The sequence below is a fragment of the Arsenicicoccus cauae genome, assembly GCF_043162025.1.
In the GTDB taxonomy this organism is placed as follows: Bacteria; Actinomycetota; Actinomycetes; order Actinomycetales; family Dermatophilaceae; genus Arsenicicoccus; species Arsenicicoccus cauae.
Genome location: NZ_CP171001.1, coordinates 2,941,154 through 2,965,369, shown reverse-complemented (window position 1 = coordinate 2,965,369; position 24,216 = coordinate 2,941,154). Strand labels below are relative to the sequence as shown.

Sequence of the window (24,216 nt, the reverse complement as noted above, 5' to 3'; positions counted from 1 at the left end):
GGAGCAGGCGCCCCACCGCGGGTGACGCCGCCGAGCCGGAGGACCCGGTTCGGCCGAACCACCAGGAGGCACACCGTGCAGGACCCCACGGGTCTCTACCGCTTCGAGACCGACTGCGACCCCACCCACATGCGTGCGTCGTCGTTGGTGGTGGCCATGGGCGCGTTCATCGACGCCGGCCACACCGGCAAGCTCATCTCCGACCACCTGCTGGGTGCGCTGGACCACTCCGTCGTCGCGTCCTTCGACGTGGACCAGATGCTCGACTACCGCGGTCGGCGACCGCTGATGACCTTCGACCGGGACCGCTACACGACCTACGACGACCCGGCGATCGTGCTCTACCGCGTGCTCGACGTCGACGGCACGCCGTTCCTGCTGCTGACGGGCCCCGAGCCGGACTACCAGTGGGAGCGGATGACCGAGGCGGTGCGCGGGCTCGTCCGGACCTTCGGGGTGTCCCTCACCGTGTCCGTCCACGGGATCCCCATGGGAGTCCCGCACACCCGCCCCATCGGCCTCACCGCGCACGCCTCCGACGCGGCGTTGATCCCGGACAACAACCCGGTGTTCGGCGAGGTCCAGGTGCCCGCGTCGTTCGCGTCCCTGCTCGAGCTCCGGCTCGGCGAGTCCGGCTACGACACCATCGGGTTCAGCGTGCACGTGCCGCACTACCTCGCCCAGACCGACTTCGCCGACGCCGCGCTCACGGGCCTGCGGGCGGTGTCCGGCGCGACCGGGCTCGCCCTGCCCACCGCCGAGCTGGCGGCCGTCGCCGGGGCCAACCGCGAGGCCATCGACTCCGAGATCGGCGGCAGCGAGGAGGTGCTGCAGGTGGTGCGTGCCCTCGAGGGGCAGTACGACCAGTGGACCCGCGGTCTCGACAGGCCCACCCTCCTGGCGCCGAGCATCGGCGAGCTGCCGACGGCCGACGAGATCGGCGCCGAGTTCGAGCAGTTCCTGCGCACCCACAGCGACGGCGAGGGCTGAGGCGCCGCCTGAGCCTCAGGCCTTGGCCTCGGACCACCGGCGCACGACGCTGACGTCCGCCACGAAGCGCACCCGGTGCGTGCCCGTCCATCGCGCCGCCGCCTCGTCGAGGCTGCGGTGCACGAGGGCGACCGTCTCCTCGGCGTGCGCATCGTGGACGTGCACGAGCAGCTCGTCGTGCAGGCACAGCACGATCCGAGCCCCGATGGGGTGCCCGCCGGCGCGCACGGTCGCGGCCCACGCCTTGAACAGCTCCGCGGCCGCGCCCTGGACGACCGCGTTGCGGGCGAACCTCCCGCGCGCCGCGCGCTGCGCCTCCGAGAGCGGGCCCTGCCACATCGGCACCCGCCGCCCGCCCCAGGTCACCACGGCGTCGCCGCGCACCCCCGCGTCATAGGCCCGGTGCAGGTAGGCCATGGCCGTCGGGTAGGCCCGGTCCAGCCGCTTGAGAGCCTCGCCCGCGGAGCCCGACGTCTGTCCGTACATCGCGGCCAGGACCGCGACCTTGGCGACCGGTCGGTCGACCCCCAGCTCGGCGGCGACGGGTGAGTAGAGGTCGGCCGCCTGGCTGGCGTCCGCGAAGGCCGGGTCGCGGGCCACCGCCGCCAGCACCCGCGGCTCGATCTGGCCCAGGTCGGCGCGCACGAGCACGTGACCGGGGTGCGCCGCCACGGCGGGTCGCAGCTCGGCGGGCAGGTTGTGCAGGCCGTTGGCGGCCGTCATCCGACCCGCTCCGCCGTCGCAGGCGGTCCAGGCACCCCGCAGGCGGTCGTCCTCCCCGACGTGCGATTCCAGCCAGTGCCAGCCATAGGTCGTGGCGACGCGCTCGGCCTTGCGCCAGGTGAGGAGAGCCTCGACGACGGGGTGCGAGCCGCGATGGGCCGCCAGCGTCCACTTGCGCGTGTTGTCCACGTTGACCCCGACCGACGCCAGCATCTCCTTGACCTGCAGCGGATTTCGCAGGTCCGTGCGCTCGCGCCCGGGCACGTGCACGAGGACGGCTCGGTCCCGCTCGGCTCGTATGGCGCTCGCCTGCGCCTCGTCGCGAGGGCGTGGTCCGGCGGCCGCCGTGATGAGCGCGGTCGCCGCCGCGCGGTCGATGGGCAGGCCGTGGACCTCCAGCTCGACGCAGAGCAGGGCCGCCGCGGACTCGGACAGGGCCGTGGCGAGCAGGCGCCGGGCGTCGCGCGGGCTGCCGCCGGAGTCCGGCACACGCGGCGCGCCGGCCAGGGCGGCGCGCTGCTGCTCCGCGGCGGTCAGCGCTGCCCGCGCCCACGCGGCGAGCCGCGCGGGCGTCGTGATCCAGCTGCCCTGGACGGCGTCCGCGCGCAGGTGGCCGTCGGCGGTCGTCAGCGTCTCGGGGTCGAGCTGCGCGGCGGGGGAGACGAGCGCGAACAGGTCCGGCTCCGCGACCTGGGGCACGCCCGCCGGGTCCAGCCCGCGCAGGTGCGCCCACACCGTGCCGGGGTCCGCGGCGAGGCCACCCGCCAGCACCCGGTGCACCTCGGCGACGTCCCAGCACCGGGCGAGGTGCACGCCGGCCTCCACCACGGGACGGGCGTCACGGCCCGCCTGCCACCACACCCACCGCGGCCGCTGCTCCTGCTCCAGCTGCCGCAGCCGCGGCACGAGCTCGCCCAGCGTGCACGGCGCCACGACGACCGCGCCGGAGGGGGCGACGACGACGCCGCGCCCCTCGGCGACGGCGAGGCCCAGGGCCCCCGGTAGCCCGCCAGGCACGGTCAGGCCGCGGCGAGCTGGCGCTGCACGCGCGCCAGCATGCCGGCCATGCCGCCCAGCCGCAGCGGGGAGACGGTGCCGTCCAGGCCGAGACGCAGGGGCAGGTCGGCCGGCAGCCGCAGCACCTGCGCCGGCGGGGCACCGTCCACGGCCTCGTGCAGGATCGCCGCGAGGGCCCGGGTGGCCGCGGCGGAGGGCGGCGCATCGACATACAGCCGGACCACCCCCTCCTCGACCCGGGCCAGGACGTGGACGGGAGACTGGCACTCCTCGACCCGCTCGAACCCAGGGTCGCCCTGGACCCGCTCGGGCGGGGAGGGCAGGTCGTCGGCGAGCTCCTGGAGCAGGTCCAGGCGCTCGCTCGGCGTCAGCCCGGCAAGGTCCTCGACGAGCTCGCTGACGGTCTCGGGCAGCCCGGAGGTGTCGGACGGGGAGGTGCCGGGTATGTCGCTCACCGACCCAGTGTGCGCCACCACGCTCCTTCCGCGAGCGCGGCCCGCCAGCGCACCAGCACCGCCACAGACAGGAAGGACTGCCCGTGGGCATCTTCGACAGGATCACCGGCTCCCTCATCAACAAGGCCGTCGGCCAGCACGCGACCGACCCCAGGACCGGCGAGTCCCGGCTCAACGGCCCGGTCGAGGACCTCGTGCAGAAGCTCCTCGACGTGGGCGTGGACGGCGCCGGCCCGCTCGACGGCGCGGCCAAGGTCGCGGACAAGGCGCTGCGTGGCCGCACCCCGGAGCAGGCCGTAGCGGAGATCATCAAGGACCACAAGCGGGTCGCCGCCACCGGTGGCTTCGTCACCGGGCTCGGCGGCTTCATCACCATGCCGGTGGCCCTCCCGGCCAACGTCGTGGAGTTCTACCTCACCGCCACGCGCATGGTCGCCTCGATCGCGCGGGTGCGCGGCTACGACATCACCCGGCCCGAGGTCCGCTCGGCGATCCTGCTGACGCTCGTGGGTGCGGATGCCGACGACGACCTGCTGCGCCGCGCGGGCGTGCTCACGTCGGGGCGCCTATCCAGCCTCGCCAGCCAGCACCTGCCGGCCTCCGCCGTGATGATGATCAACAAGGGCGTGGGCTTCCGGCTCATCTCCACCCTGGGGCAGAAGGGCTTCGCCAAGGTCGTCGGCAAGGGCCTGCCGCTCGTGGGCGGCGTCGTGGGCGGTGGCATGGACTACTACCTCCTCGCCAAGATCGCCTCCGACGCCCAGCAGCAGTTCCCGGCCACCGCGGCCTGACCGCGGGGGAATCCCCCTCGCGGGTGGTTCGTTGAGAGGGGTGGAGCGCCACGTGGTGCTCCACCCCCGTCCAGTCCGCACAGCCCACGCAGTCGCAGCACTCGAGCTGTCGAAACGCTCGAGCCGTCGAAGCACCTGGAGGTCCCGTGAGCCCCCGAGCATCCCGCCCCACCGCGCGCTGGGCGTCCGTCTGGTCGTTCGGCCGCGCCGTGCGCACGGCCGCGCGCCCCGGCTCCCCGAGCCTCTCGACCCGGCTCCAGGCGCTTCCCCGGCTGGTCGGCGCCGTCAGGTCGGGGGAGTACTCCGGCGCGACGCGTGCCCAGCTGCTGGCGCTGGCCGCGGCGGTGGCCTACGTCATCAGCCCGGTCGACCTCGTGCCCGAGGGACTGTTCGCCCTGCTCGGCGTCGGGGACGACGCGTTCGTCCTGGCCTGGGCCGCGGCCCAGCTGATCAGCACCACCGAGGACTTCCTGCGCTGGGAGCAGGCTGGCAGCCCCCGCGGGTCTCGGCAGGGCGATCCCGCCACGGTCACCGTCGACGGGCGCGTCGTGCGCTGACGGTCCTCCGTCCACAGGCCGCCGTCCGCGACGAGTCAATCCGCGTCCCTGTCCACAGGCGCGCCGACCGCCCCTGGTCGGCGCGCCTCGTGGCGTCCATGGTCGGGGCATGACGTCCTTCCCCCAGACCTCCGTCCCGTCCCCGAGCGCCCCCGCCGACACCCCCGTCGCGTACGTGCGTGACAGCAGCCAGCTGGTGGCGACCCTGCCCTACCTGCTCGGCTTCCACCCGACCGAGAGCCTCGTGGTCCTCGGCCTCGTCCCCTCCTCGACCGGGAGCCTGCGCGTGGGCCCGTGCGCGCGGATCGACCTGCCGCCGGTCGGCACCCCCGCCGCCGTCCTCTGGGACGCCGTCCACGGCCGTATGGCGCGGCACAGCCGCCACCTCGTGGTCGCCGGGTACCTGCCCGGCAGCGGAGGTCGCGACGACGCTGCCTCGGCCTGGGGCTGCGCCCTGATGGACGAGGTCCTGCAGCTGGCGAGGCGTGCCCAGATGGAGGTCGTCGACGCCGTCGTGATCGGCGCGGGGGGCTGGTGGTCGATGCTGTCTCCCGAGGCCGGGTGCCGGCCCACCCGCCTGCAGCCGCTGCCCGACCCGAGCCAGGTCGAGGCCGTCACCGACCTGGTCCTCGCTGGCTCCGCGCCCTTCGCCGACCGGGAGGCCGCGCTGGCCCGGGTGCGGGCCGCACCGGAGGACGACCGTTGTCGCGACGTCCGGTCCGCCCTGACCGCCCTGACCGCCCGGACGGTGCCGGCCCCGGGGGACGTGGAGGAGGGGCTGCGGGCATGGGCCCGCCTGCTGGGAGTGGGGGAGGAGCACTGCGTGGACGGCGGCCTGCCGTCGGTGCCGACGCGCGACGACTGGACAGCCCGCGACCTGGTCTCCGCCGTCGCGGTGGCCCGGGACAAGGTGGTCCGCGACGCGCTCCTCGCCTGGTGCTCGCCCGGCCTGGCCCCGGGGGCCCTGCTGCCTCAGGAGCTGCTGGACCTCTGCCGACGCCACCTCGGCCGCCCCGTGCGGTGGGGGTCGGCCGACCGTGGGCGGCGTGAGGCGCTGCTCGAGCGTCTGCTGCTGGTCGGCCGCGTCGTCCCGCCGGAGCACGCCGGGGGGTCGTTGACCGTCGCGGGGGTCGTCGCGTGGTCCCTGGGCGACCACATGATCGCCGTCGCGGCGCTGCGACGGGCACTCGCCGTGGACCCCGGGCAGACGATGGCGCGACTCGTCCTGCCCGCCGTCGAGTCCCTCGCGGTGTACTCCGAGGTGGTCGGTCGCCGCGGGGACGACCACGACGGTCGGGGGCGGGGCGCGCGCGCCGTCGAGCCGATGGGATAGGTTCGGGGCGATCATCGTTCGCCCCCACCTGCTCGGAGGACTGTCATGACCATCGTCGTCGGCCTGGTCGCCACGCCCGAGGGTCGCGCCGCTCTGGCCCGTGCCGCGCAGGAGGCCGTCATCCGTTCCGTGCCCCTGGTCCTCGTCGAGACGGGTCGCGCCGCACCGGACGCCGAGAGCAGCGCGGCGATGGAGGCGGTGGTGGCGGAGGTCACGGCGGAGGTGTCCGCGGCGGGCCTGGGCCTGGAGCGCCGGGCCCCCGGCGGCAAGGACCTCGCCGAGCAGCTGGTCGGGGTGGCCGAGGAGGTCGACGCCAGCTGCCTGGTCATCGGACTGCGGCGGCGTTCGCCGGTCGGCAAGCTCATCCTCGGGTCGAGCGCGCAGCGGATCCTGCTCGACGCCACCTGCCCGGTGCTGACCGTCAAGCCACCGAGTCGCTGAGTCTCTGAGTCGCTGAGTCGCAGTCGCTGAGTCTCTGCGCCGCCAATTCGCCGCGCTGGTCGACTGCTCGGGCCGTGTCGCCGGGGGGCAGGCTGGGTGCGCCTTCCCCGTGCTTTCGTCGCCCCGACTACTCCGGTCGACTTATAATGGTGGGGAAGCGCACCGGAGGCCATGGTCAGCCCCCCGCAGACCCTGCCACGACAGGCTGCACCAGCCCACAGCGCACCCGCCGTCCCGTGGCTCCTGCGTCTCGTCCTGCGACGATCGATGGTTCCACGCGCCCACGTCATGCGACGAAAGGTTGTTGTGACCACTGTACCCAATGCCGCCTCCCTTCCTCCGGAGTTCGCGCACCCCTCCCTGCAGGCGCTGCTCCAGCTCGGCGCCACCCACGGCTCGATCGACTCCCAGCAGCTGGGGGCCGCCCTCAGCGAGGTCGCCCTGGAGCCCCGTCGGATGAAGGCCGTCCTGCGGGCCATCGATGCTGCGGGCATCACGGTCACCCTGGACCCCGACCACGCGCGGGCCGTCGCAGCCTCCGCCGGTGGTCGCTCGAGCTCCACGCGCAAGGCCACCGCCAAGAAGGCTCCTGCCAAGAAGGCCCCCGCCAAGAAGGCCGCCACGACGCGTGCCGCCGCTGACGCCGCCGCGCCGGCCAAGAAGTCCACCGCCAAGACCGCTGCGGCCGCCAAGGGCGCGGCCGCCAAGGCGGCGGGCAAGGTCGCCGCGGGCACGGATCCCGAGGCGACGGAGCCCGAGGAGCCCACCGGTGACGTGGACGTGTCGGACGACGGCCCGGCCACGTTGGACGACGTCGAGGACGTCGTGGTTGAGGACGACGCCGCGAGCACCGAGGACGCGGACGACGACGAGAGCGTCGTCGACCCCAAGGCGCCCCAGGGCGACGCGGGCGCGGCCCGGTCCAAGGGGGTCAAGAAGGACGACGAGGAGGAGACCGACGGCGGCTTCGTCTACCGCGAGGACGACGAGGACGACGCTCCGCCGCAGCAGGTCGTGACGGCGGGGGCCACCGCCGACCCGGTCAAGGACTACCTCAAGCAGATCGGCAAGGTCGCGCTCCTCAACGCCGAGCAGGAGGTCGAGCTCGCCAAGCGCATCGAGGCCGGCCTGTTCGCCGAGGAGCGGCTCAACTCCGGCGACAAGATCGACATGAAGCTCAAGCGCGAGCTGTGGTGGGTCGCGCAGGACGGCAAGCGGGCCAAGAACCACCTGCTCGAGGCCAACCTGCGCCTCGTGGTCTCGCTCGCCAAGCGCTACACCGGCCGCGGCATGCTGTTCCTGGACCTGATCCAGGAGGGCAACCTCGGTCTGATCCGCGCGGTCGAGAAGTTCGACTACACCAAGGGCTACAAGTTCTCGACCTACGCGACGTGGTGGATCCGTCAGGCCATCACGCGGGCCATGGCCGACCAGGCGCGCACCATCCGCATCCCCGTGCACATGGTCGAGGTCATCAACAAGCTGGCTCGCGTGCAGCGGCAGATGCTGCAGGACCTCGGGCGCGAGCCCACCCCGGAGGAGCTCGCCAAGGAGCTCGACATGACCCCCGAGAAGGTCGTCGAGGTCCAGAAGTACGGACGCGAGCCCATCTCGCTGCACACCCCCCTCGGTGAGGACGGCGACAGCGAGTTCGGCGACCTCATCGAGGACTCCGAGGCCGTGGTGCCGGCCGACGCCGTGAGCTTCACCCTGCTGCAGGAGCAGCTCCACTCGGTGCTCGACACCCTGTCCGAGCGCGAGGCGGGCGTGGTGTCGATGCGGTTCGGCCTCACCGATGGCCAGCCCAAGACCCTGGACGAGATCGGCAAGGTCTACGGCGTCACGCGAGAGCGGATCCGGCAGATCGAGTCCAAGACCATGTCCAAGCTGCGGCACCCCAGCCGCAGCCAGGTGCTGCGGGACTACCTCGACTGACGGCTCCCGCGACCAGACGGCCGAGGCCGGCACCCCGTCGGGTGCCGGCCTCGCTGAGTCCTGCCTGCCTCGTCATCCCCGCGTCGTCAGTCTGCTCGACCCCGACCCGCGGTGGGCAGCAGGACCGCCCGCAGCCGTTGTGGCCAGGACCGCGTGCGGGCAAAGGTGCGCCGCACCACCTGGACGTCCGCCGCCACCTGGCGAGGTGACGCCGACGCCCCGGGCGGGGCATAACGGGCGCGCTCGACCGCCGACAGCACGCGGGTGAGGGCGCGCTTCCCGTCGTCCGGCAGCAGCGCGTAGCGGTCGTAGTGGCCGGCGAGCGCCCGGGGTGTGAGCCCGGTGGGCGGGCCCAGCCCGAGGTCGTGCAGCTGCTCCGCCAGGCTCGTCCAGTGCGCCTCCACGGCTGCTGCGGGGGTGCCCGCCCGCGCCAGCCTCCGCCGGCGCGCCCGGGCGGCGCGCAGCGGAGCGACCGCCAGGGCGATGGCCGCGACCAGCAGCAGCCCGAGCGTGAGGGTGCGTGCGGGGGTGAACCAGCCCCGCAGCCGGTCCAGCGCACCGGGCTCGGCCTCCGCGGCGGGGGTGGTATCCGTCTCGGTGGGTCGCGGCCGGGCGGTGGAGGTGGTCGTCGGGGCGGCGGTGGACGTCGACGCGGTGGGAGCGGTCGGAGGGGTCGCCCAGGCCGGGGGCAGACCCGCACGGCCGCCCGGCGTGGGCTCGAAGCGGGTCCACCCCACCCCGTCGATGAACAGCTCGGGCCAGGCGTGAGCGTCGGCGGCCCGCACAACGCGGGTCCCGTCAGGCTGCAGAGAGCCCGGCAGGAAGCCGAACACGACACGTGCGGGGATCCCCTGCGAGCGCGCCATCATGACCATGGCCGTCGAGAACTGGGTGCAGTATCCCCGGCGCGTCCGGAGGAAGTGGCTCACCGCGTCGGGCTCGACGCCGCGGCGACGCTCGTCCTCGGTGAGGGGGGCGAGGGTGAGGCTGTAGACGAAGGACGGGGATCGGAGGTACTGCTGGATGGCCATGGCCTTGGCGTAGGCGCCGTCCGGCGTGCCGTAGCGCTCGACCTCGGCCAACGACAGGACCTCCTGCGCCGTGCGGTCGACGAGCTCGCGGGAGGCGGGGTCGACGTCGAGGTAGTCGGTGTCGTCGTAGGCCGAGGTGGCGTACGGCTGCTGCGAGGCAGACCCCCTGGTCCCGCCGCCCAGCTGCGCGGGGGTGAGCGTGGGCACGGCATAGGACACGGAGTAGTCCTCGGCCGCGCGGCCGACGGAGACGAGGCCGGTCGTCGCATCCCGGCGCCACGGCACGTCCGCTCCCACGGACAGCGCCGGGACGGGTGCCGCCAGCTGTGGTGGCCGCATCACGGTGTTGTCGCTGACGCGCGCCGTGACCGAGCGATGCGGCAGATCGGGCGCGATGCCGTCCGGCAGGCCCAGGGTGCGGCCGGGAGCAGGCTGGGCCTGGTCCGCGGGGGGCGGTGTGGGGATCATGCGCCAGTGGCCGTCGACATACTGCTTGGCCATCGTGACCGCGAGCGGCGGCGGCTCGCTCCCGTCGCTGGTGCGGAGGGTGAGCACCGGGCGAGGGTCGCGGGAGCCCAGGCTGCGCGTGATGTCCACGTCCGAGGTGAAGCTGAGGGTGCCTCGACCCGCCTGCTCCTGACGACCGAGCCCCTCGCTGAGGAACCGGGTCGGGAGGTCGGGCAGCAGGGCCTGTATGCCGACGGCCGCGAGGACGACGGCCACCGCCACGGCCCGGGACCGCCCGGAGAACCTGCTGACGACGGTGGCGGCGTCGTCCACGTCGGAGCTGCGCGACGGGGCTGCGGCGAGCGTGGCCCACCGGCGCAGCTGCGAGCCGTGCTGCTCGACGAGCAGGAGCAGCCACAGGAGCGCCAGGGGGAGGAAGTACACCGCCGGCAGAGCCACGGGGGTGTTGACGACGGAGACGAGGTAGACGACCAGGAGCGGGAACCCCGCCACGGTCGCGGCGCGCCGCGCGACGACGAGGTGGTCCACGAGGATGGCGACCAGTCCCGTCAGCAGCGAGATCAGCGTGACCAGGCCCCGGGTGGCCGGGGCCGGGGCGGCGTAGGAGCGGATGGTGCGTCCCGCCTCCTCGAGGCGGTCGACGAGCCGGGACCCCACGTCCGTCCACGGCAGTCCGCCAGGGCCGCTGCCGAGGTCGTGGAGCAGGCACACGGCGAGGCTCACGGCGAGCAGCTGTGCCAGGACCACGCCCCACGCCGGCGCGCGCATCGAGCGCAGGCCGGCGCCGACGAGCGCGACCAGGCCCACGACGAGCAGCATGGGGCCGGTCCAGCTGGAGTCACGCAGGAGCGTGCCGATGGGCCAGGCTGCGACCACCACGGCCAGCGAGGACAGGGCGGTCTCGCGCAGGTGGGCCCGCGTCATCGGACGCTCCTGCGGGTGGACGCGATCTCTCGCCAGGCCTGGGCGGGGGTGGTGCCGTGGCCGGCGACCACGGCGCGCCAGCCGTAGCGCCGCAGCAGCTCGACGCTCGCGGCTGCCGACAGACGCCCGGGGCGCGGCCCGGCGTGCGGGGCGTCGTCCGGACGGGAGGCGGGGCGCAGGCCCTCCGGTGGGGCCTCGGCAGCTCGACCGTCGGCAGCTCGACCGAAGGTCGGGCTGTCCACCACGACGGCCAGCGAGGTCGTGCCGGTGCGGTGGCTCGCCGTGAGGGCCTCGAGGTCGGCCCGGCTGCCGGGCCCGACGACGGCCACAACGAGGCCCGCCGTGCCGCGGGCCAGGACGTCGGCCGCACCGGCGAGCCCGTCCTGCTCGACCGGGACGACGCGGGCGAGGGTGGTCAGCGCCTCGTCGAGGGTCGCGGGGCGCTCGTGCCCGCTGACCGGGTCGGTCACCAGGTCGACGTCGTAGCCGTGGTCCTGCAGGTGGCCCACGACGGAGGCGGCCGTCGTGACGGCCCACTCGAAGGAGCTGTGCGGCCCGTCGCCCGCGTGCGCCGTGACCCGGCGGTCGAGGAGCACGGCGGCCCGGCGCCGGGACGGTTGCTCCTCCTGGCGCACCATGAGCGACCCGGTGTGGGCGCTGGCGGGCCAGTGGATGCGGCGCAGCTCGTCGCCCTGGCGGTACTGGCGGATGGTGACGTCGTCCTCTCCGTGCAGGGCGACGGTGTCGGCGACGTCGTCGTCCTGGCCGGGTCCCGACCCCGGGAGCGCCGACGCCTCCAGGGGGAGCACCTGGGGGACCACCAGCACGGTGCGGGACCCGGTCAGCCGGGTCAGCCGGCTGGTCAGCCCGAACCCGTCGCGCACCCGGACCGAGAGGGGGCCGAGCACGTGCTCACCCCGCACGACCGAGCCGATCGGGTAGTGCACGACCTGGTGCGCACCAGGGCGCAGGGAGGGCACGACGAACCGTGGCCGGTCACCCAGCGGGTAGGACACGTGCTCCTGCGCGAGGACGAGAGGGGAGCGTCGGCGTCCCGTGTTGCGCAGGGTCAGGGTGACGGTGCCGAGCTCGTCGACCGCGAGCCGGCCGGGCTCGACCTCGCGCTCGACGTGCAGCCAGCTCGCAGGACGGCGCGACAGCGCCCAGGCACCGACGGCGAGGATGACCAGGACCGTCCCGATGCGCAGCAGGTCGCCCAGCCCGAGGGCGGCACCGGCGCCGAGCAGCACCACCCCCGAGGCCAGGAAGGACTGGCCTCGGGTCGTGAGGGCGGCATCGTGTCGGGGCATGAGCCGGCGGTGGGCTCAGCGCGAGCCGGGTCGGCGACCGGTGACGCCGACCACGGGCACCTGCGCGAGCAGGGTCTCGATGACGTCCACCGCAGCACCGTGGGCGCCGCCCAGGCCGCCCGCGCCCCCGGCGGGCAGGACGCGGTGGGCCAGGACGGGGACGGCCAGCTGCTGCACGTCGTCGGGCAGCACGTGGTCGCGCCCGGACATCGCGGCGCGGGCCCGGGCCGCGCGCAGCAGGTGGAGCCCGGCCCGCGGGCTGGCGCCGAGACGCAGGCCCGAGGAGGTGCGGGTGGCGCGGACGAGCTCGACGACGTAGCGCTGGACCGCCTCGCCCGCGTGCAGGTGCCGCACGGACTCCACGAGCTGCTCGACCGTGGTGGCGTCGGTCACGGGGGACAGGTCCCGCAGCGGACGGTGCTCACCGTGCGCGGCCAGCATGGCGGTCTCGGCGTCGGCCGTGGGGTAGCCCATGGACAGTCGGGCCATGAAGCGGTCGCGCTGGGCCTCGGGCAGGGGGTAGGTGCCCTCCATCTCGAGCGGGTTCTGGGTCGCCAGCACCATGAACGGCCGCGGGAGGGGGCGGCTCACCCCGTCCGTCGTGACCTGCCCCTCCTCCATGGCCTCCAGCAGGGCGGACTGCGTCTTGGGGGACGCGCGATTGATCTCGTCGCCGATGACGAGGTTGGTGAACACGGCCCCCGGCCGGAACTCGAAGGTGCGGTTCTCCTGGTTGAAGACCGAGATGCCGGTGATGTCGCTCGGCAGCAGGTCGGGGGTGAACTGCACGCGACGCACCGTGGCATCGATGGCGCCCGCCAGCGCCTTGGCGAGCATCGTCTTGCCCACGCCCGGCACGTCCTCGAGCAGGAGGTGGCCCCCGGCCAGCAGGACGGTGACGGCGGTGCGGACCTGCTCGTCCTTGCCCGCGATGACGGTGGCGACGGCGCGGCATACGGCCTCGGCGGTCTCGGCGACCTCCGTCGACGTTCTCGCGCGGTGCGTCTCGGTGCGATGGATCACGGTGCCCCCGTCTGTGCGGTCCGGTGCCGGGTCCACCGGGACGTCAGGGCAACTCTATGGACATCGCGCCCGCTGCCAAGGCGGACCGCTCGTTCCCCACTTCCCACCACCCCTGGTCCACCGACGGGTGCCGCGGGGGGTGAAGGGACGGGAGTAGGGCGCTTTGTGCCGCTTGGGCCGCCTGTGGCGGCCCCGGGGCTCCCGCCGCCCTCCACTTCCTACCACGTCCTCTGACCAGCATGTATGACGAAAAAATAACGGCAAACCGCGCGATCCACGATTGACCGTGGTGAGTGGTGGAGTAAAGTGGGGGACATCAGAGCACGCGGCGAGCCACGGGGGAGGGGCCACGATGTTTCTCGGCACCCACAACCCGCGCCTGGACGACAAGGGCCGGCTCTTCCTCCCCGCCAGGTTCCGCGAGCGCATGGCCGAGGGGTTGGTCGTGACCCGCGGCCAGGAGCGGTGCCTCTACGTGTTCCCCATGGACGAGTTCGTCCGCGTGTCCCAGCAGCTGCGCGCCGCGCCGATGACCAGCAAGGCCGTGCGGGACTACCTGCGCGTCTTCCTGTCGGGGGCCTCGGACGAGGTCCCCGACAAGCAGGGCCGCATCACGATCCCGGCGGCCCTGCGGCAGTACGCCGGGCTGAGCCGCGACTGCACCGTCATCGGTGCGGGCGAGCGCGTCGAGGTCTGGGACACCGAGGCGTGGGAGCGCTACCTGTCCTCCACCGAGCAGGCCTTTTCCGACCAGGCCGAGGAGGTGGTCCCTGGACTGCTGTGATCCCTGGCGCCCGGCCTCCACCCGCTCCTCGTGCCCCGCGGCACCTTCCCCGGTCTCGGGACACCTCGAGCGGAGCGGTTGGGGACCGGACGCCAGGGCCCCTCGTCCGAGGGCCCACTACCACTCACCACCCGCCACCACGACCCACCCACCACCACGACCCACCCACCAGCACGACGCAGTCACGCACAGAGAGGGGCCGACGTGCAGCAGGACGACGCGCGCACGGGTGCCGCGGGCCGTCACGTCCCGGTCCTGCGCGACCGCATCGTGGGCCTGCTCTCCCCGGCCCTCGCCGAGGACGTCGACGGCGCCCGGCCGGTGTACGTCGACGGGACGCTCGGCATGGGCGGGCACGCCGAGGCGGTGCTCACAGGCTGCCCCCGCGCTCGTCTGGTCGGCATCGACCGGGACACCGAGGCCCTGCGGCTGGCGGGGGAGCGGCTCGCCGCCTTCGGGGACCGGGTCGACCTGGTGCACGCCCGCTACGACGAGATCGGCGAGGTGCTGGCCGACCTCGGCGTCGACGGCGTCCAGGGCGTCCTGCTCGACCTCGGGGTGTCCTCCCTGCAGCTCGACGAGGAGGACCGCGGCTTCGCCTACCGCGTCGACGCACCTCTCGACATGCGCATGGACCAGTCGACCGGCCGCACAGCCGCCGACGTCCTCAACACCTACGCCCACGGCGACCTCGCTCGCGTCCTGCGGACCTACGGCGAGGAGCGGTTCGCCAAGCAGATCGCCTCGGCCGTGGTCCGTGAGCGCGAGATCGAGCCGTTCAGCTCGTCGGGACGCCTGGTCGAGCTGCTGCGCCGCACCATCCCGGCCGCCTCCCAGCGGCAGAGCGGCCACCCGGGCAAGCGCACCTTCCAGGCCCTGCGCATCGAGGTCAACGGCGAGCTCGCCTCGCTGGAGGCGGCCCTGCCCGCAGCCGTCGACGCGCTCGCCGTGGGGGGTCGCCTGGCCGTCCTGTCCTACCACTCCCTCGAGGACCGGCTCACCAAGCAGGTCCTCGCCGCGGGTGCGCGCAGCACCTCGCCACCCGACCTGCCGGTCGAGCTGCCCGAGCATGCCCCCTACCTGCGACTGCTCACCCGCGGTGGTGAGGAGCCCGACGCCGAGGAGACGGCCGCCAACCCCCGCGCCGCCTCGGCCCGGCTCCGGGCCGCCGAGCGCGTCCGCACGTCCCCGCCCACCACGCCGACCGCCCGCCCGCACCGCACCACCCGGCCAGCCCACCGGAAGGGACACCGTTCATGAGCCTGCTGCAGACCGTCAGCCCGCGCCCAGGGCCGACCCGCACCTACGATCGTGCCGTCGGGCAGCGTCCCCACCTGGAGGTCGTGCGCATGGCTGGCCGCCGAGCCTCCCAGGTCCCCTTCGTGGTCCTCGGTGCCGTGCTCCTGACGCTGGGCCTGCTCGCCGCGCTGCTGCTCAACATCACGCTGTCGCAGGGCTCCTACGCCCTCAACGACCTGCAGGACCGGTCCGCGACGCTGCGGGACCAGTCGGCGGCGCTGCGCCAGGACATCAACGCGGTGTCGTCGCCCAACCACCTCGCGACCAAGGCCCAGGAGCTGGGCATGGGCCCGGCAGACTCCCCGGCCTTCCTCGACCCGGCCACCGGCAAGGTCTCCGGCCTGGCGAGGCCCGCGACCCGGACGGGCGACTTCACGGTGATGACCGGCAGCCAGGCGGTCGCCCCCCAGGCCCGACCCGACGACTCCACCCTGGCCGCCGCGTCCGCCGTCTCCGGCCTCGGGCTCGGCAACGGTCTGGTGGGCGGGCTCGCCGCTCTCGCCGCCCCGGCCGCGACCCGCTGAGCCGCGTCGCAACCGGCCGATCGGCGACTCACGGTCGATGATGGAGGCGGTGGGCACCGCCAGAAGCACGACCAGACCCACGGACAACCGACGCGCCCCGGGCGCACGAAGGATCGAGGTGAGCGCGTGACCGCGACGCGACCCACCCGTCAGGGACAGCCGGTCACGGGGTCCCGGGCGCGGATGCACCCCCGGCGTCGGGTCCGCTCGATGTTCATCGTCTCCCTGCTCGTGCTGACGGTCTTCGCCGCCCAGCTCGTGCGACTCCAGGGGTTCGACGCGGCGGCGATGTCCGCCAAGGCGCTCGAGCAGCGCAGTGCCAAGCGCACCCTCCCCGCCGCGCGAGGGCAGATCACCGACAGCAACGGCACCGTCCTCGCCGAGTCGATCGAGCGCTACACCCTGATCGTCGACCAGCAGGCCGTCAAGGAGTACCAGAAGCGCCTCACCCCCAAGGGGCCACGCACCAAGGTGGGCGCGCAGGGCGCGGCCGCCGACATCGCCCCGCTGCTCGGCCTGCCCGTCGCCGACGTGCAGGCGCGGCTGACCGGCGAGCGTCGGTGGTACCCCGTGGCCACCGACATGACGCCGGTCGCCTGGCGGCAGATCAAGAAGCTCGGCATCGGCGGCCTCACCGCCGAGCTGACGACCAAGCGCGTCTATCCCGCCGGCACAGGGGCCGCCTCGCTGGTCGGCGCCATGACCAACGCCGGGGCGCCCGTCGGCGGCGTCGAGCAGCTCATGAACTCCGTGCTCGCCGGCAAGCCGGGCGAGCAGCGCTACGAGACCACCCCGAGCGGGCTCAAGATCCCGACCGGCACCGAGTCCCACACGCCGGCCGTCCCGGGCCGCAACGTGCAGACCACCATCGACGCCGACCTGCAGTTCGTGGCGCAGAACGCCCTCGCGCGCGCCGTCACGCAGCGCGAGGCGCTCAACGGCTACGTCGTGGTGCAGGACGTCCGCACCGGCAAGCTGCTGGCCGTCGCCAGCTACCCGACCTTCGACCCGGCCGACCTCAGCAGCCTCAACCGTGGGGGCACCGTCTCCAACAAGGCCTTCCAGGAGAACTTCGAGCCGGGGTCGACCGCCAAGGTCATGACCATGGCGGCCGTGCTGCAGGAGGGCGTCGCCACGGCGGACACCCCCGTCACGGTGCCGTCCGAGCTCCCCCGCTCCGACAGGGTCTTCAAGGACTCCTCTGAGCACGGCGTGCAGCAGCTCACCCTCAGCGGCGTCCTCGCGACCTCGTCCAACATGGGCACCATCCTCGCCGGCGAGAAGCTCCCGGTGGCAAAGGTGATGGACTACTTCGGCAGGTTCGGGCTCGGCCACCTCACCGGGATCGGCTATCCCGGCGAGCAGGCGGGCATCGTCCCCAAGAACCCCACGGGGTCGCAGCGCTACACCGTGATGTTCGGTCAGGGCATGAGCCTCAACGCGGTCCAGTCGGCCAGCGTCTTCCAGACGATCGCCAACGGCGGCGTGCGCATCCCGCCGACCCTGATCAACGGCCAGACCGAGCCGGACGGCACCTTCACGCCGGCCAAGGCCCCGGAGCGGCAGCAGGTCATCTCGGGGCCCGTCGCCAAGACGCTCGGGGAGATGATGGAGTCGGTCGTCTCCGACGAGGGCACCGCCGGCGCCTATGCCTCCATCCCGGGCTACCGGGTCGCCGGCAAGACAGGGACCGCCGACCGCTACGACGAGCAGGCGGGCGGCTACGTCGGTCACACGGCCTCGTTCATCGGGTTCGCGCCGGCGGACGAGCCGAGGTTCGTGGTGGCCTGCACCCTCCAACGTCCCATCAGGGGCCACTACGGCGGCCAGACCTGCGGGCCGGTCTTCACCGAGGTGATGAAGTCCGCGCTGGAGAAGTACCAGGTCCCGCCGAGCGGCAGCCCCGCGCCGCACCTGCCCGCGACCTGGGGCGGCTTCCGGCTGCACGAGGACAAGACCTCGTCGTCGACCACCGCGAACCCCTCGCGGGCCCGCTCCAGCACTGGGACGCGATAGGTTCGGTGCTCGTGGCAACCCCCTTCCCCCGCCCCTCGCACGTGCGAGCCCTCGCCGCGACCGATCTCGCGCGCCGGCTCGACGGAGTCGTCCTGCGCACCGTCTCCGGCGCACCCTGCGCCGACCCGGCGATCCTCGGCGTCACCCTCGACTCGCGGTCGGTCCGCGACGGTGACCTGTATGCCGCCCTGCCGGGAGCCAACGTGCACGGCGCCAGGTTCCTGGCGCAGGCCCTGGACTCCGGGGCGGTGGCGGTGCTCACCGATGAGGCCGGCGCGGCCGTCGTGGGGGAGGAGCTGGGACCCGCCGCCGCCGACCTGCCGCTGCTGGTCGCAGCAGACGCCCGGGCGGCTCTGGGCCGCGCCGCCGCCGAGGTCTACGCCCGGCCGGACGGGACGCAGATCGCGGTCTACGGCATCACGGGCACCAACGGCAAGACCACCACGGCCTACCTGGTCGACGGCGGGCTGCGCTCCCTCGGCCTGCGCACCGGTCTGGTCGGCACGGTCGAGACCCGCGTCGGCGACGAGCGACTGCGCAGCACCCGCACGACGCCCGAGGCCAGCGACCTGCAGGCGCTGCTCGCCGTCATGGCCGAGCGGGGTGTGCAGCGCTGCACGATGGAGGTCTCCAGCCACGCCCTCGTGATGCATCGGGTCGACGGCGTCGTCTACGACGTCGCGGCCTTCACCAACCTGTCCCAGGACCACCTGGACTTCCACGGGACGATGGAGGACTACTTCGCCGCCAAGGCCTCGCTGTTCACCCCGCAGCGCGCGCGACGTGGCGTCGTGGTCGTGGACGACCCGTGGGGCAGGAGGCTGGCCGAGCAGGCGACGATCCCGGTCGTCACGGTGTCGGCGACCGGCGCGGAGGCCGACTGGCAGGTGCGCGACCTCGGTGGCCGGGCGTTCGTGCTCACCGACGGGGACGAGACCAGCCTGGAGCTTGTCTGCCCCCTGCCCGGCGACTTCAACCAGGTCAACACCGCCGTGGCCGCCATCCTGCTGCACCTCGGTGGCGAGGAGCTCGCCCGGGCCGCGCGCGCGGTCTGCGAGGACCCCCACGTGCCCGGCCGGATGGAGCGGGTCGAGACCGGGCTGCCCGACCAGCCCCTCGCCGTGGTCGACTTCGCCCACACCCCCGAGGCCGTGGGGGCCGCACTGCGTGCGTTGCGTCCCCAGACCCGAGGACGGCTCGTCGTCGTGCTCGGGGCGGGCGGTGACCGCGACCCGGGCAAGCGACCCCACATGGGCGCCGCCGCTGCCGCGACCGCCGACCTCGTGGTGGTGACGGACGACAACCCCCGCTCGGAGGACCCGGCGGACATCCGCGCGGCGGTCGCCGGCGGGGTCCCCGAGGACCTGCAGGTCCGGGTGCAGGTCGTGCCGGGTCGCGCCGCGGCCATCCGTGCTGCGGCGGCGGCCGCTCCCGGCGCCGAGGACACCGTGGTGGTGCTCGGCAAGGGCCACGAGCAGGGCCAGGAGATCGCCGGCCAGACCCACCCCTTCGACGACCGGGAGGAGCTGGCCGCGGCGCTCCGGGAGCACCGAGCCGGCACCGACCTGAAGGAGCGTGCACCGCACGTGCAGGATGAGATCTCGACCACCGAGGAGACCAGCTCGTGAAGGCCGTCCTGATCGCCGCCGGTGTCTCGCTGCTGATCGCCCTGCTGGGCACGCCCGCCTACATCAACTTCTTGGTGCGCAAGCACTACGGCCAGTTCGTCCGGGACGACGGACCGACGAGCCACCACACCAAGCGCGGCACCCCGACCATGGGCGGTGCCGTCATCATCCTCGCCTCCCTCGGTGCCTACGCCCTCGCTCACCTGCTCACCTGGTGGCCCCCGTCGGCGTCGGGCCTGCTCGTGATGTTCCTCATGGCGGGCCTGGGCCTGGTCGGCTTCCTCGACGACTACATCAAGATCTCCAAGCAGCGCAGCCTCGGCCTGCGATCCTGGCAGAAGCTCGCCGGGCAGGGCATCGTCGGGCTGGTCTTCTCCTGGCTCGTGCTGCAGTTCCCGAACTCCCGAGGTCTCACCCCCGCCTCGACGGTCATCTCGTCGGTGCGGGATACGAACCTCGACCTCGACGTGAGCTCGACCCTGCCCTGGGTGGGTGTCCTGCTGTTCGTCCTGTGGGCCAACCTCATGATCGCGGGCACCAGCAACGGGGTGAACCTCACCGACGGCCTCGACGGGCTGGCGACCGGGGCCAGCACGATGGTCTTCGCCGCCTACGTGATCATCGGCACCTGGCAGACCAACCAGAGCTGCGCCATCACCCCCAGCGCCGGCTGCTACGAGGTGCGTGACCCCCGCGACCTCGCGGTGGTCGCGGCCTGCCTGATGGGCGCGTGCTTCGGGTTCTTGTGGTGGAACGGCTCGCCCGCCAAGATCTTCATGGGCGACACCGGGTCCCTCGCCCTCGGTGGCGCCCTGGCGGGCCTGGCCATCTGCACCCGCACCGAGCTGCTCGTGGTGGTCCTCGGAGGACTGTTCGTCCTCGAGGCGCTGTCGGTCATCATCCAGGTCGGCTCGTTCAAGACCACCCGCAAGCGGGTGTTCCGCATGGCGCCGCTGCACCACCACTTCGAGCTGCTCGGCTGGGCCGAGATCACCGTCGTCATCAGGTTCTGGATCATCGCCGGGCTCTTCGTCGCGCTCGGCATCGGGTTGTTCTACGCAGAGTGGGTCGTGGGAGCGTGACGGACGTGCAGGGTAACGACGAGGGGCACGAGGGCGTCGCCGACGCGAGCTACGAGCCGCGGCCGGGCCTCACCCACAAGGACGCCGACTGGGCAGGGCTGCGCGTCCTGGTCGTCGGCCTCGGCCGCTCCGGCTTCGCCGCGGCCGACGCGCTGCGCGAGCGCCTCGCGGTGGTGACGGCATACAGCCCGGACGTGACCCCGCAGATCGAGGAGCACGCGCGCATCCTCGACATCCTCGGGGTCGACATCCGCCTGGGGGACCAGGCGACCGACGAGATCCCCGAGGGCACCGAGCTGGTCGTGACCTCGCCGGGCGTGCCGCCCCACAACCCCCTCCTCGCGCGCGCTGCGGAGGCCGGCATCCCCGTGTGGGGCGAGGTCGAGCTGGCCTGGCGCATGCGCCCCCGCGAGGGCGCGGCGCCCTGGCTCGTGGTCACCGGCACCAACGGCAAGACCACGACGGTCACGATGCTCGAGTCGATCCTGCGGCACTCGGGGGCCCGGGCGGTCGCCGCCGGCAACGTCGGGACGCCCATCATGGAGGTGATGCTCGACCCGACGCCGTACGACGTGATCGCGGTCGAGCTCAGCTCCTTCCAGCTGCACTGGCAGAGGTCACTGTCGCCGCTCGCGTCCGCGTGCCTCAACGTCGCCCCGGACCACCTCGACTGGCACGGCTCCTACGACGACTACCTTCGCGCCAAGGGCAGCGTCTACGACAAGACTCAGGTGGCGTGCGTCTACAACGTGCAGGACCCGCAGACCGAGCTGCTGGTCATGGAGGCGGACGTCGTCGAGGGGTGCCGGGCCGTCGGCTTCACCATCGGGGTCCCCGCCCCCGGCATGGTCGGCCTGGTGGACGACGTCCTCGCGGACCGTGCCTTCGTGGAGCAGCGCCACTCCAGCGCCGCCGAGCTGGGCACCCTCGCCGACCTGCAGGGGGACGCGCCGGACGTGGCGCCGCACTACGTCGCCAACGCGCTGGCCGCCGCGGCCCTCGCGCGGGCCTTCGGCGTGGGCCCGATGGCCGTGCGCGACGGGCTGCGGGCCTACCGTCCCGAGGCGCACCGCATCGCCGAGGTCGGCACGGTCGACGGGGTCCGCTACGTCGACGACTCCAAGGCCACCAACCCGCACGCCGCGTCGGCCTCGCTGGCCGCCTTCGGACGCGTCGTGTGGATCGCGGGCGGGCTGCTCAAGGGGGCCGACGTCGAGGAGCTGGTCCGGTCGCGCGCGGACCGGCTGGTGGGCGTCGTGCTCATGGGCCGTGACCGCGCCCGCATCGCGCAGGCCCTGGCTCGACACGCACCCGATGTGCCCGTGGTCGACGTGGACAGCACCGACACTGGTGCCATGGCGCGCGTCGTCCGCGAGGCCACCACCCTCGCCCAGCCGGGGGACGTGGTGCTCCTCGCTCCGGCTGCGGCCTCGATGGACATGTTCACCAACTACGGAGCCCGCGGCGACGCCTTCGCCGAGGCGGTGCGCCGGCTCGGAGGGAGCACTGTATGACGACCCGCCCCGGAGCCTCGCCGACGGGTGCGTCCCGCGCGCGACGCACGGGGCGTGAGACGCTGCCCGACCGGGTGGTGGACTTCCTCGACAGCATCGACACCCCGCTGACGACCTACCACCTGCTGGCGTCGGTGACCGCGGCGCTGACCATCGTCGGTCTGGTCATGTACCTCTCGGCCTCGAGCATCCGCAGCTACGACCTGTTCCTGCGCCAGCTCCTCTTCGCGGGCATCGGCCTGGTCCTGTGCGTCATCGCCTCGCGCCTGCCGGTCCGGCTGTGGAAGCGGCTGGCCTGGCCGGGGATCCTGCTGTCCATCACCCTGCAGGGGCTGATCTTCGTCCCCGGTCTGGGCCAGGAGTTCCAGGGCAACCGCAACTGGATCCAGGTGGCCGGGGTGCAGCTGCAGCCCTCGGAGTTCGCCAAGATCGCCATCGTCGTCTTCGGCGCCGCGATCCTCGACCGCAAGAAGGACCGCCTCGCGGACTTCTGGCACGCGGTCATCCCGCTCGGCCCGGTCGCCGTCCTGCTCCTCGGCCTGCAGCTCGCCGGCAACGACCTGGGCACCGGCCTGGTGCTGCTCGCCATCGTGGCGGGCATGCTCTTCGCCGCGGGCGTGTCGGCCCGGTTCTTCGGCATCGCGGGGCTGCTGGGGGTGGCCGCCGTCACCGTCATGACGTTCACCAGCCGCAACCGGCTCGGCCGCATCGACGCCTGGATCGGCGACGGGTGCGCCACCAACTTCGACCTGTGCCGCCAGGTCGTCAACGGCAAGTACGCCCTCGCCGAGGGGGGCTGGTGGGGCAAGGGGCTGGGGGAGAGCGCCGAGAAGTGGGGGTGGCTGTCGGAGTCCCGCAACGACTTCATCTTCGCCATCATCGGCGAGGAGCTCGGGCTGCCCGGCACCCTCACGGTCCTGCTGCTGCTCGCCCTGCTGGCCTATGCCTGCTACCGCCTGGTCTTCCGGTCGTCGGACTTCTTCGTCCGGATCGCCTCGGCCGGCGTCCTGACCTGGTTGGTGGTGCAGGCCAGCATCAACATCGGCGCCGTCACCGGGCTCCTGCCCGTCATCGGCGTCCCCCTGCCGCTCATCTCCGGCGGCGGCACCGCCCTGATCTCCACCCTCACGGCGCTGGGCATGCTCATGGCCTTCGCGCGCGAGGAGCCCGGCGCCCGCGAGGCCCGCAGCCTGCGCCGGTCCCGGCCCGCCCGCGACGCACGACCTAGGATCGACCGATGACCTCGACCCCCTCGCCCCGTCACCGTGCGACGTCCGTCGTCCTCGCCGGCGGCGGCACGGCAGGGCACGTCTCGCCGCTGCTCGCCCTCGCCGACGAGCTCCAAAGACGCGACCCCGACGTCCGCATCACCGTCCTCGGGACGGCGACCGGGCTCGAGACGCGACTCGTCCCCCAGCGCGGCTACCCGCTGCGCACCATTCCCAAGGTCGCCTTCCCCCGCAGGCCATCGGCAGCGCTCCTGCGGCTGCCGCAGTCCCTCAAGGGGGCGGTCGACGCCGCCGGGTCGATCCTCGACGAGGTCGACGCGGACGTGGTCGTCGGGTTCGGGGGCTACGTGTCCACCCCCGCCTACCTCGCGGCCCGCCGCCGGGGTCTGCCCATCGTCGTCCACGAGCAGAACGTCCGCCCCGGTCTGGCCAACCGCCTCGGCGCCCGCCTCACCCGCTTCGTCGCGACGACCTTCGCCGCCACGCGGCTCGCGGGTGCCCGCCACCTCGGGATGCCGCTGCGCACCGAGATCTCCGGCCTCGACCGCGGCGCCCGGCGCGCCGAGGCCCTCGAGCACTTCGGGCTCGACGTCGGCGGCGGCCCAGTCCTGCTCGTGACGGGCGGCTCGAGCGGGGCCAAGCGCCTCAACGACACCTTCGCCGCGCGGGTGCGCGAGCTGTCCGACGCGGGGATCCAGGTCCTGCACGTCACCGGCGTCGGCAAGGCCTTCGAGCCCGTGCTTGTCGGGGACGGTGCGCCCTACGTCGTCCGCGAGTACTCCGACCGCATGGACCTGGCCTTCGCCGCCGCCGACCTGGTCGTCTCCCGGGCCGGGGCGGGGATGGTCTGCGAGCTGACTGCCGTGGGCCTGGCCGCGGTCTACGTCCCCCTGCCCATCGGCAACGGCGAGCAACGGTTCAACGTCGCCGAGGTCGTGGCCGCCGGCGGCGGCCTGGTCGTGGACGACGCCGAGCTGCTCCCCGGCTGGGTCGACAGCGTCCTGGTGCCCCTGGTCCGGGACCGCGAGCGACTGGACCGTATGGCGGCCGCCGCCTCCCACGTCGGGACCCGCGACGGCGACCGCCGGCTCGCGGACCTGGTCGAGGAGGCCCTCGCCGCCACGTCCAGAGAGGGTCGGTGA

Annotated in this window: 20 protein-coding genes; 15 read left to right on the top strand and 5 right to left on the bottom strand. The window is 73.6% G+C overall.

Going from position 1 to position 24,216, the window contains the following annotated elements:
• Positions 1-75 precede the first annotated feature (75 nt).
• A complete protein-coding gene (locus ACF3NS_RS13875) occupies positions 76-990 on the top strand; it encodes a PAC2 family protein (RefSeq protein WP_392466744.1) in 915 nt (304 codons plus the stop codon).
• A gap of 15 nt (positions 991-1,005) precedes the next feature.
• Here the strand turns inward: ACF3NS_RS13875 and ACF3NS_RS13870 are convergent, their stop codons facing one another.
• Together ACF3NS_RS13870 and ACF3NS_RS13865 are read right to left on the bottom strand one after the other, a co-directional pair.
• Positions 1,006-2,730 carry a DNA polymerase gene (locus tag ACF3NS_RS13870; RefSeq protein ID WP_392466742.1) on the bottom strand — a complete coding sequence of 575 codons (1,725 nt, stop codon included), beginning with the start codon at positions 2,728-2,730 and terminating at the stop codon, positions 1,006-1,008.
• Between the two features lie 2 nt (positions 2,731-2,732).
• Positions 2,733-3,185, bottom strand: coding sequence for a SufE family protein (locus ACF3NS_RS13865; protein WP_288800140.1), 453 nt, complete (start codon positions 3,183-3,185; stop codon positions 2,733-2,735).
• An 83-nt stretch (positions 3,186-3,268) separates the two neighbouring features.
• Here ACF3NS_RS13865 and ACF3NS_RS13860 point away from each other — a divergent pair, with 83 nt between their 5' ends.
• From ACF3NS_RS13860 to ACF3NS_RS13840, 5 genes are all read left to right on the top strand, one after another.
• Positions 3,269-3,976: an EcsC family protein gene (locus ACF3NS_RS13860; protein WP_392466740.1), complete on the top strand. Its 708-nt coding sequence runs from the start codon at positions 3,269-3,271 to the stop codon at positions 3,974-3,976.
• 146 nt (positions 3,977-4,122) lie between these two features.
• Positions 4,123-4,533: a YkvA family protein gene (locus tag ACF3NS_RS13855; RefSeq protein WP_288800144.1), complete on the top strand. Its 411-nt coding sequence runs from the start codon at positions 4,123-4,125 to the stop codon at positions 4,531-4,533.
• A gap of 109 nt (positions 4,534-4,642) precedes the next feature.
• Positions 4,643-5,866 carry a DUF4192 domain-containing protein gene (locus ACF3NS_RS13850; RefSeq protein WP_392466737.1) on the top strand — a complete coding sequence of 408 codons (1,224 nt, stop codon included), beginning with the start codon at positions 4,643-4,645 and terminating at the stop codon, positions 5,864-5,866.
• A 45-nt stretch (positions 5,867-5,911) separates the two neighbouring features.
• Entirely contained in the window at positions 5,912-6,307 is a 396-nt protein-coding gene (locus ACF3NS_RS13845) for a universal stress protein (RefSeq protein WP_288798139.1), read from the top strand.
• 306 nt (positions 6,308-6,613) lie between these two features.
• Positions 6,614-8,242 (top strand): RNA polymerase sigma factor, encoded by a 1,629-nt coding sequence (locus ACF3NS_RS13840; RefSeq protein ID WP_392466734.1) that lies wholly within the window; start codon positions 6,614-6,616, stop codon positions 8,240-8,242.
• An 86-nt stretch (positions 8,243-8,328) separates the two neighbouring features.
• On the opposite strand, the gene ACF3NS_RS13835 is transcribed toward ACF3NS_RS13840, so the two are convergent.
• Genes ACF3NS_RS13835 through ACF3NS_RS13825 form a run of 3 tightly spaced genes read right to left on the bottom strand, consistent with a single transcriptional unit; the run spans position 8,329 to position 12,995 of the window.
• Positions 8,329-10,665, bottom strand: coding sequence for a transglutaminaseTgpA domain-containing protein (locus ACF3NS_RS13835; RefSeq protein ID WP_392466732.1), 2,337 nt, complete (start codon positions 10,663-10,665; stop codon positions 8,329-8,331).
• A complete protein-coding gene (locus ACF3NS_RS13830; protein ID WP_392466730.1) occupies positions 10,662-11,975 on the bottom strand; it encodes a DUF58 domain-containing protein in 1,314 nt (437 codons plus the stop codon). The genes ACF3NS_RS13835 and ACF3NS_RS13830 overlap by 4 nt, the downstream gene beginning before the upstream one ends.
• Positions 11,976-11,990: 15 nt before the next feature.
• On the bottom strand, positions 11,991-12,995 hold the full coding sequence (locus ACF3NS_RS13825) for an AAA family ATPase (protein WP_392469135.1): 1,005 nt from the start codon (positions 12,993-12,995) through the stop codon (positions 11,991-11,993).
• 355 nt (positions 12,996-13,350) lie between these two features.
• Here ACF3NS_RS13825 and mraZ point away from each other — a divergent pair, with 355 nt between their 5' ends.
• The 9 genes from mraZ (at position 13,351) to murG (ending at position 24,216) form a co-directional block, all read left to right on the top strand.
• Complete coding sequence (mraZ, locus tag ACF3NS_RS13820; RefSeq protein WP_154593025.1) at positions 13,351-13,782, top strand: division/cell wall cluster transcriptional repressor MraZ; 432 nt, start codon at positions 13,351-13,353, stop codon at positions 13,780-13,782.
• 204 nt (positions 13,783-13,986) lie between these two features.
• Positions 13,987-15,042 (top strand): 16S rRNA (cytosine(1402)-N(4))-methyltransferase RsmH, encoded by a 1,056-nt coding sequence (gene rsmH / locus ACF3NS_RS13815; RefSeq protein WP_392466728.1) that lies wholly within the window; start codon positions 13,987-13,989, stop codon positions 15,040-15,042.
• Complete coding sequence (locus ACF3NS_RS13810; RefSeq protein ID WP_154593026.1) at positions 15,039-15,605, top strand: hypothetical protein; 567 nt, start codon at positions 15,039-15,041, stop codon at positions 15,603-15,605. The genes rsmH and ACF3NS_RS13810 overlap by 4 nt, the downstream gene beginning before the upstream one ends.
• Before the next feature lie 126 nt (positions 15,606-15,731).
• Positions 15,732-17,621 carry a peptidoglycan D,D-transpeptidase FtsI family protein gene (locus tag ACF3NS_RS13805; RefSeq protein WP_392466725.1) on the top strand — a complete coding sequence of 630 codons (1,890 nt, stop codon included), beginning with the start codon at positions 15,732-15,734 and terminating at the stop codon, positions 17,619-17,621.
• An 11-nt stretch (positions 17,622-17,632) separates the two neighbouring features.
• Positions 17,633-19,249 carry a UDP-N-acetylmuramoyl-L-alanyl-D-glutamate--2,6-diaminopimelate ligase gene (locus tag ACF3NS_RS13800; protein ID WP_392466723.1) on the top strand — a complete coding sequence of 539 codons (1,617 nt, stop codon included), beginning with the start codon at positions 17,633-17,635 and terminating at the stop codon, positions 19,247-19,249.
• On the top strand, positions 19,246-20,331 hold the full coding sequence (gene mraY, locus ACF3NS_RS13795; RefSeq protein WP_392466722.1) for a phospho-N-acetylmuramoyl-pentapeptide-transferase: 1,086 nt from the start codon (positions 19,246-19,248) through the stop codon (positions 20,329-20,331). The genes ACF3NS_RS13800 and mraY overlap by 4 nt, the downstream gene beginning before the upstream one ends.
• A gap of 5 nt (positions 20,332-20,336) precedes the next feature.
• Positions 20,337-21,845, top strand: coding sequence for a UDP-N-acetylmuramoyl-L-alanine--D-glutamate ligase (gene murD, locus ACF3NS_RS13790; RefSeq protein WP_392469134.1), 1,509 nt, complete (start codon positions 20,337-20,339; stop codon positions 21,843-21,845).
• A complete protein-coding gene (locus tag ACF3NS_RS13785) occupies positions 21,842-23,086 on the top strand; it encodes a putative peptidoglycan glycosyltransferase FtsW (RefSeq protein WP_392466720.1) in 1,245 nt (414 codons plus the stop codon). The genes murD and ACF3NS_RS13785 overlap by 4 nt, the downstream gene beginning before the upstream one ends.
• Positions 23,083-24,216 (top strand): undecaprenyldiphospho-muramoylpentapeptide beta-N-acetylglucosaminyltransferase, encoded by a 1,134-nt coding sequence (murG, locus tag ACF3NS_RS13780; protein ID WP_392466718.1) that lies wholly within the window; start codon positions 23,083-23,085, stop codon positions 24,214-24,216. Before ACF3NS_RS13785 ends, murG begins: the two co-directional genes overlap by 4 nt.

Bases quoted from the DNA above. Each gene is read 5' to 3' on its own strand.
- ACF3NS_RS13830 (WP_392466730.1), bottom strand. From the start codon at position 11,975: ATGCCCCGACACGATGCCGCCCTCACGACCCGAGGCCAGTCCTTCCTG.
- ACF3NS_RS13785 (WP_392466720.1), top strand. From the start codon at position 21,842: ATGACGACCCGCCCCGGAGCCTCGCCGACGGGTGCGTCCCGCGCGCGA.
- mraZ (WP_154593025.1), top strand. From the start codon at position 13,351: ATGTTTCTCGGCACCCACAACCCGCGCCTGGACGACAAGGGCCGGCTC.
- ACF3NS_RS13850 (WP_392466737.1), top strand. From the start codon at position 4,643: ATGACGTCCTTCCCCCAGACCTCCGTCCCGTCCCCGAGCGCCCCCGCC.
- ACF3NS_RS13845 (WP_288798139.1), top strand. From the start codon at position 5,912: ATGACCATCGTCGTCGGCCTGGTCGCCACGCCCGAGGGTCGCGCCGCT.
- ACF3NS_RS13835 (WP_392466732.1), bottom strand. From the start codon at position 10,665: ATGACGCGGGCCCACCTGCGCGAGACCGCCCTGTCCTCGCTGGCCGTG.
- murG (WP_392466718.1), top strand. From the start codon at position 23,083: ATGACCTCGACCCCCTCGCCCCGTCACCGTGCGACGTCCGTCGTCCTC.
- ACF3NS_RS13810 (WP_154593026.1), top strand. From the start codon at position 15,039: ATGAGCCTGCTGCAGACCGTCAGCCCGCGCCCAGGGCCGACCCGCACC.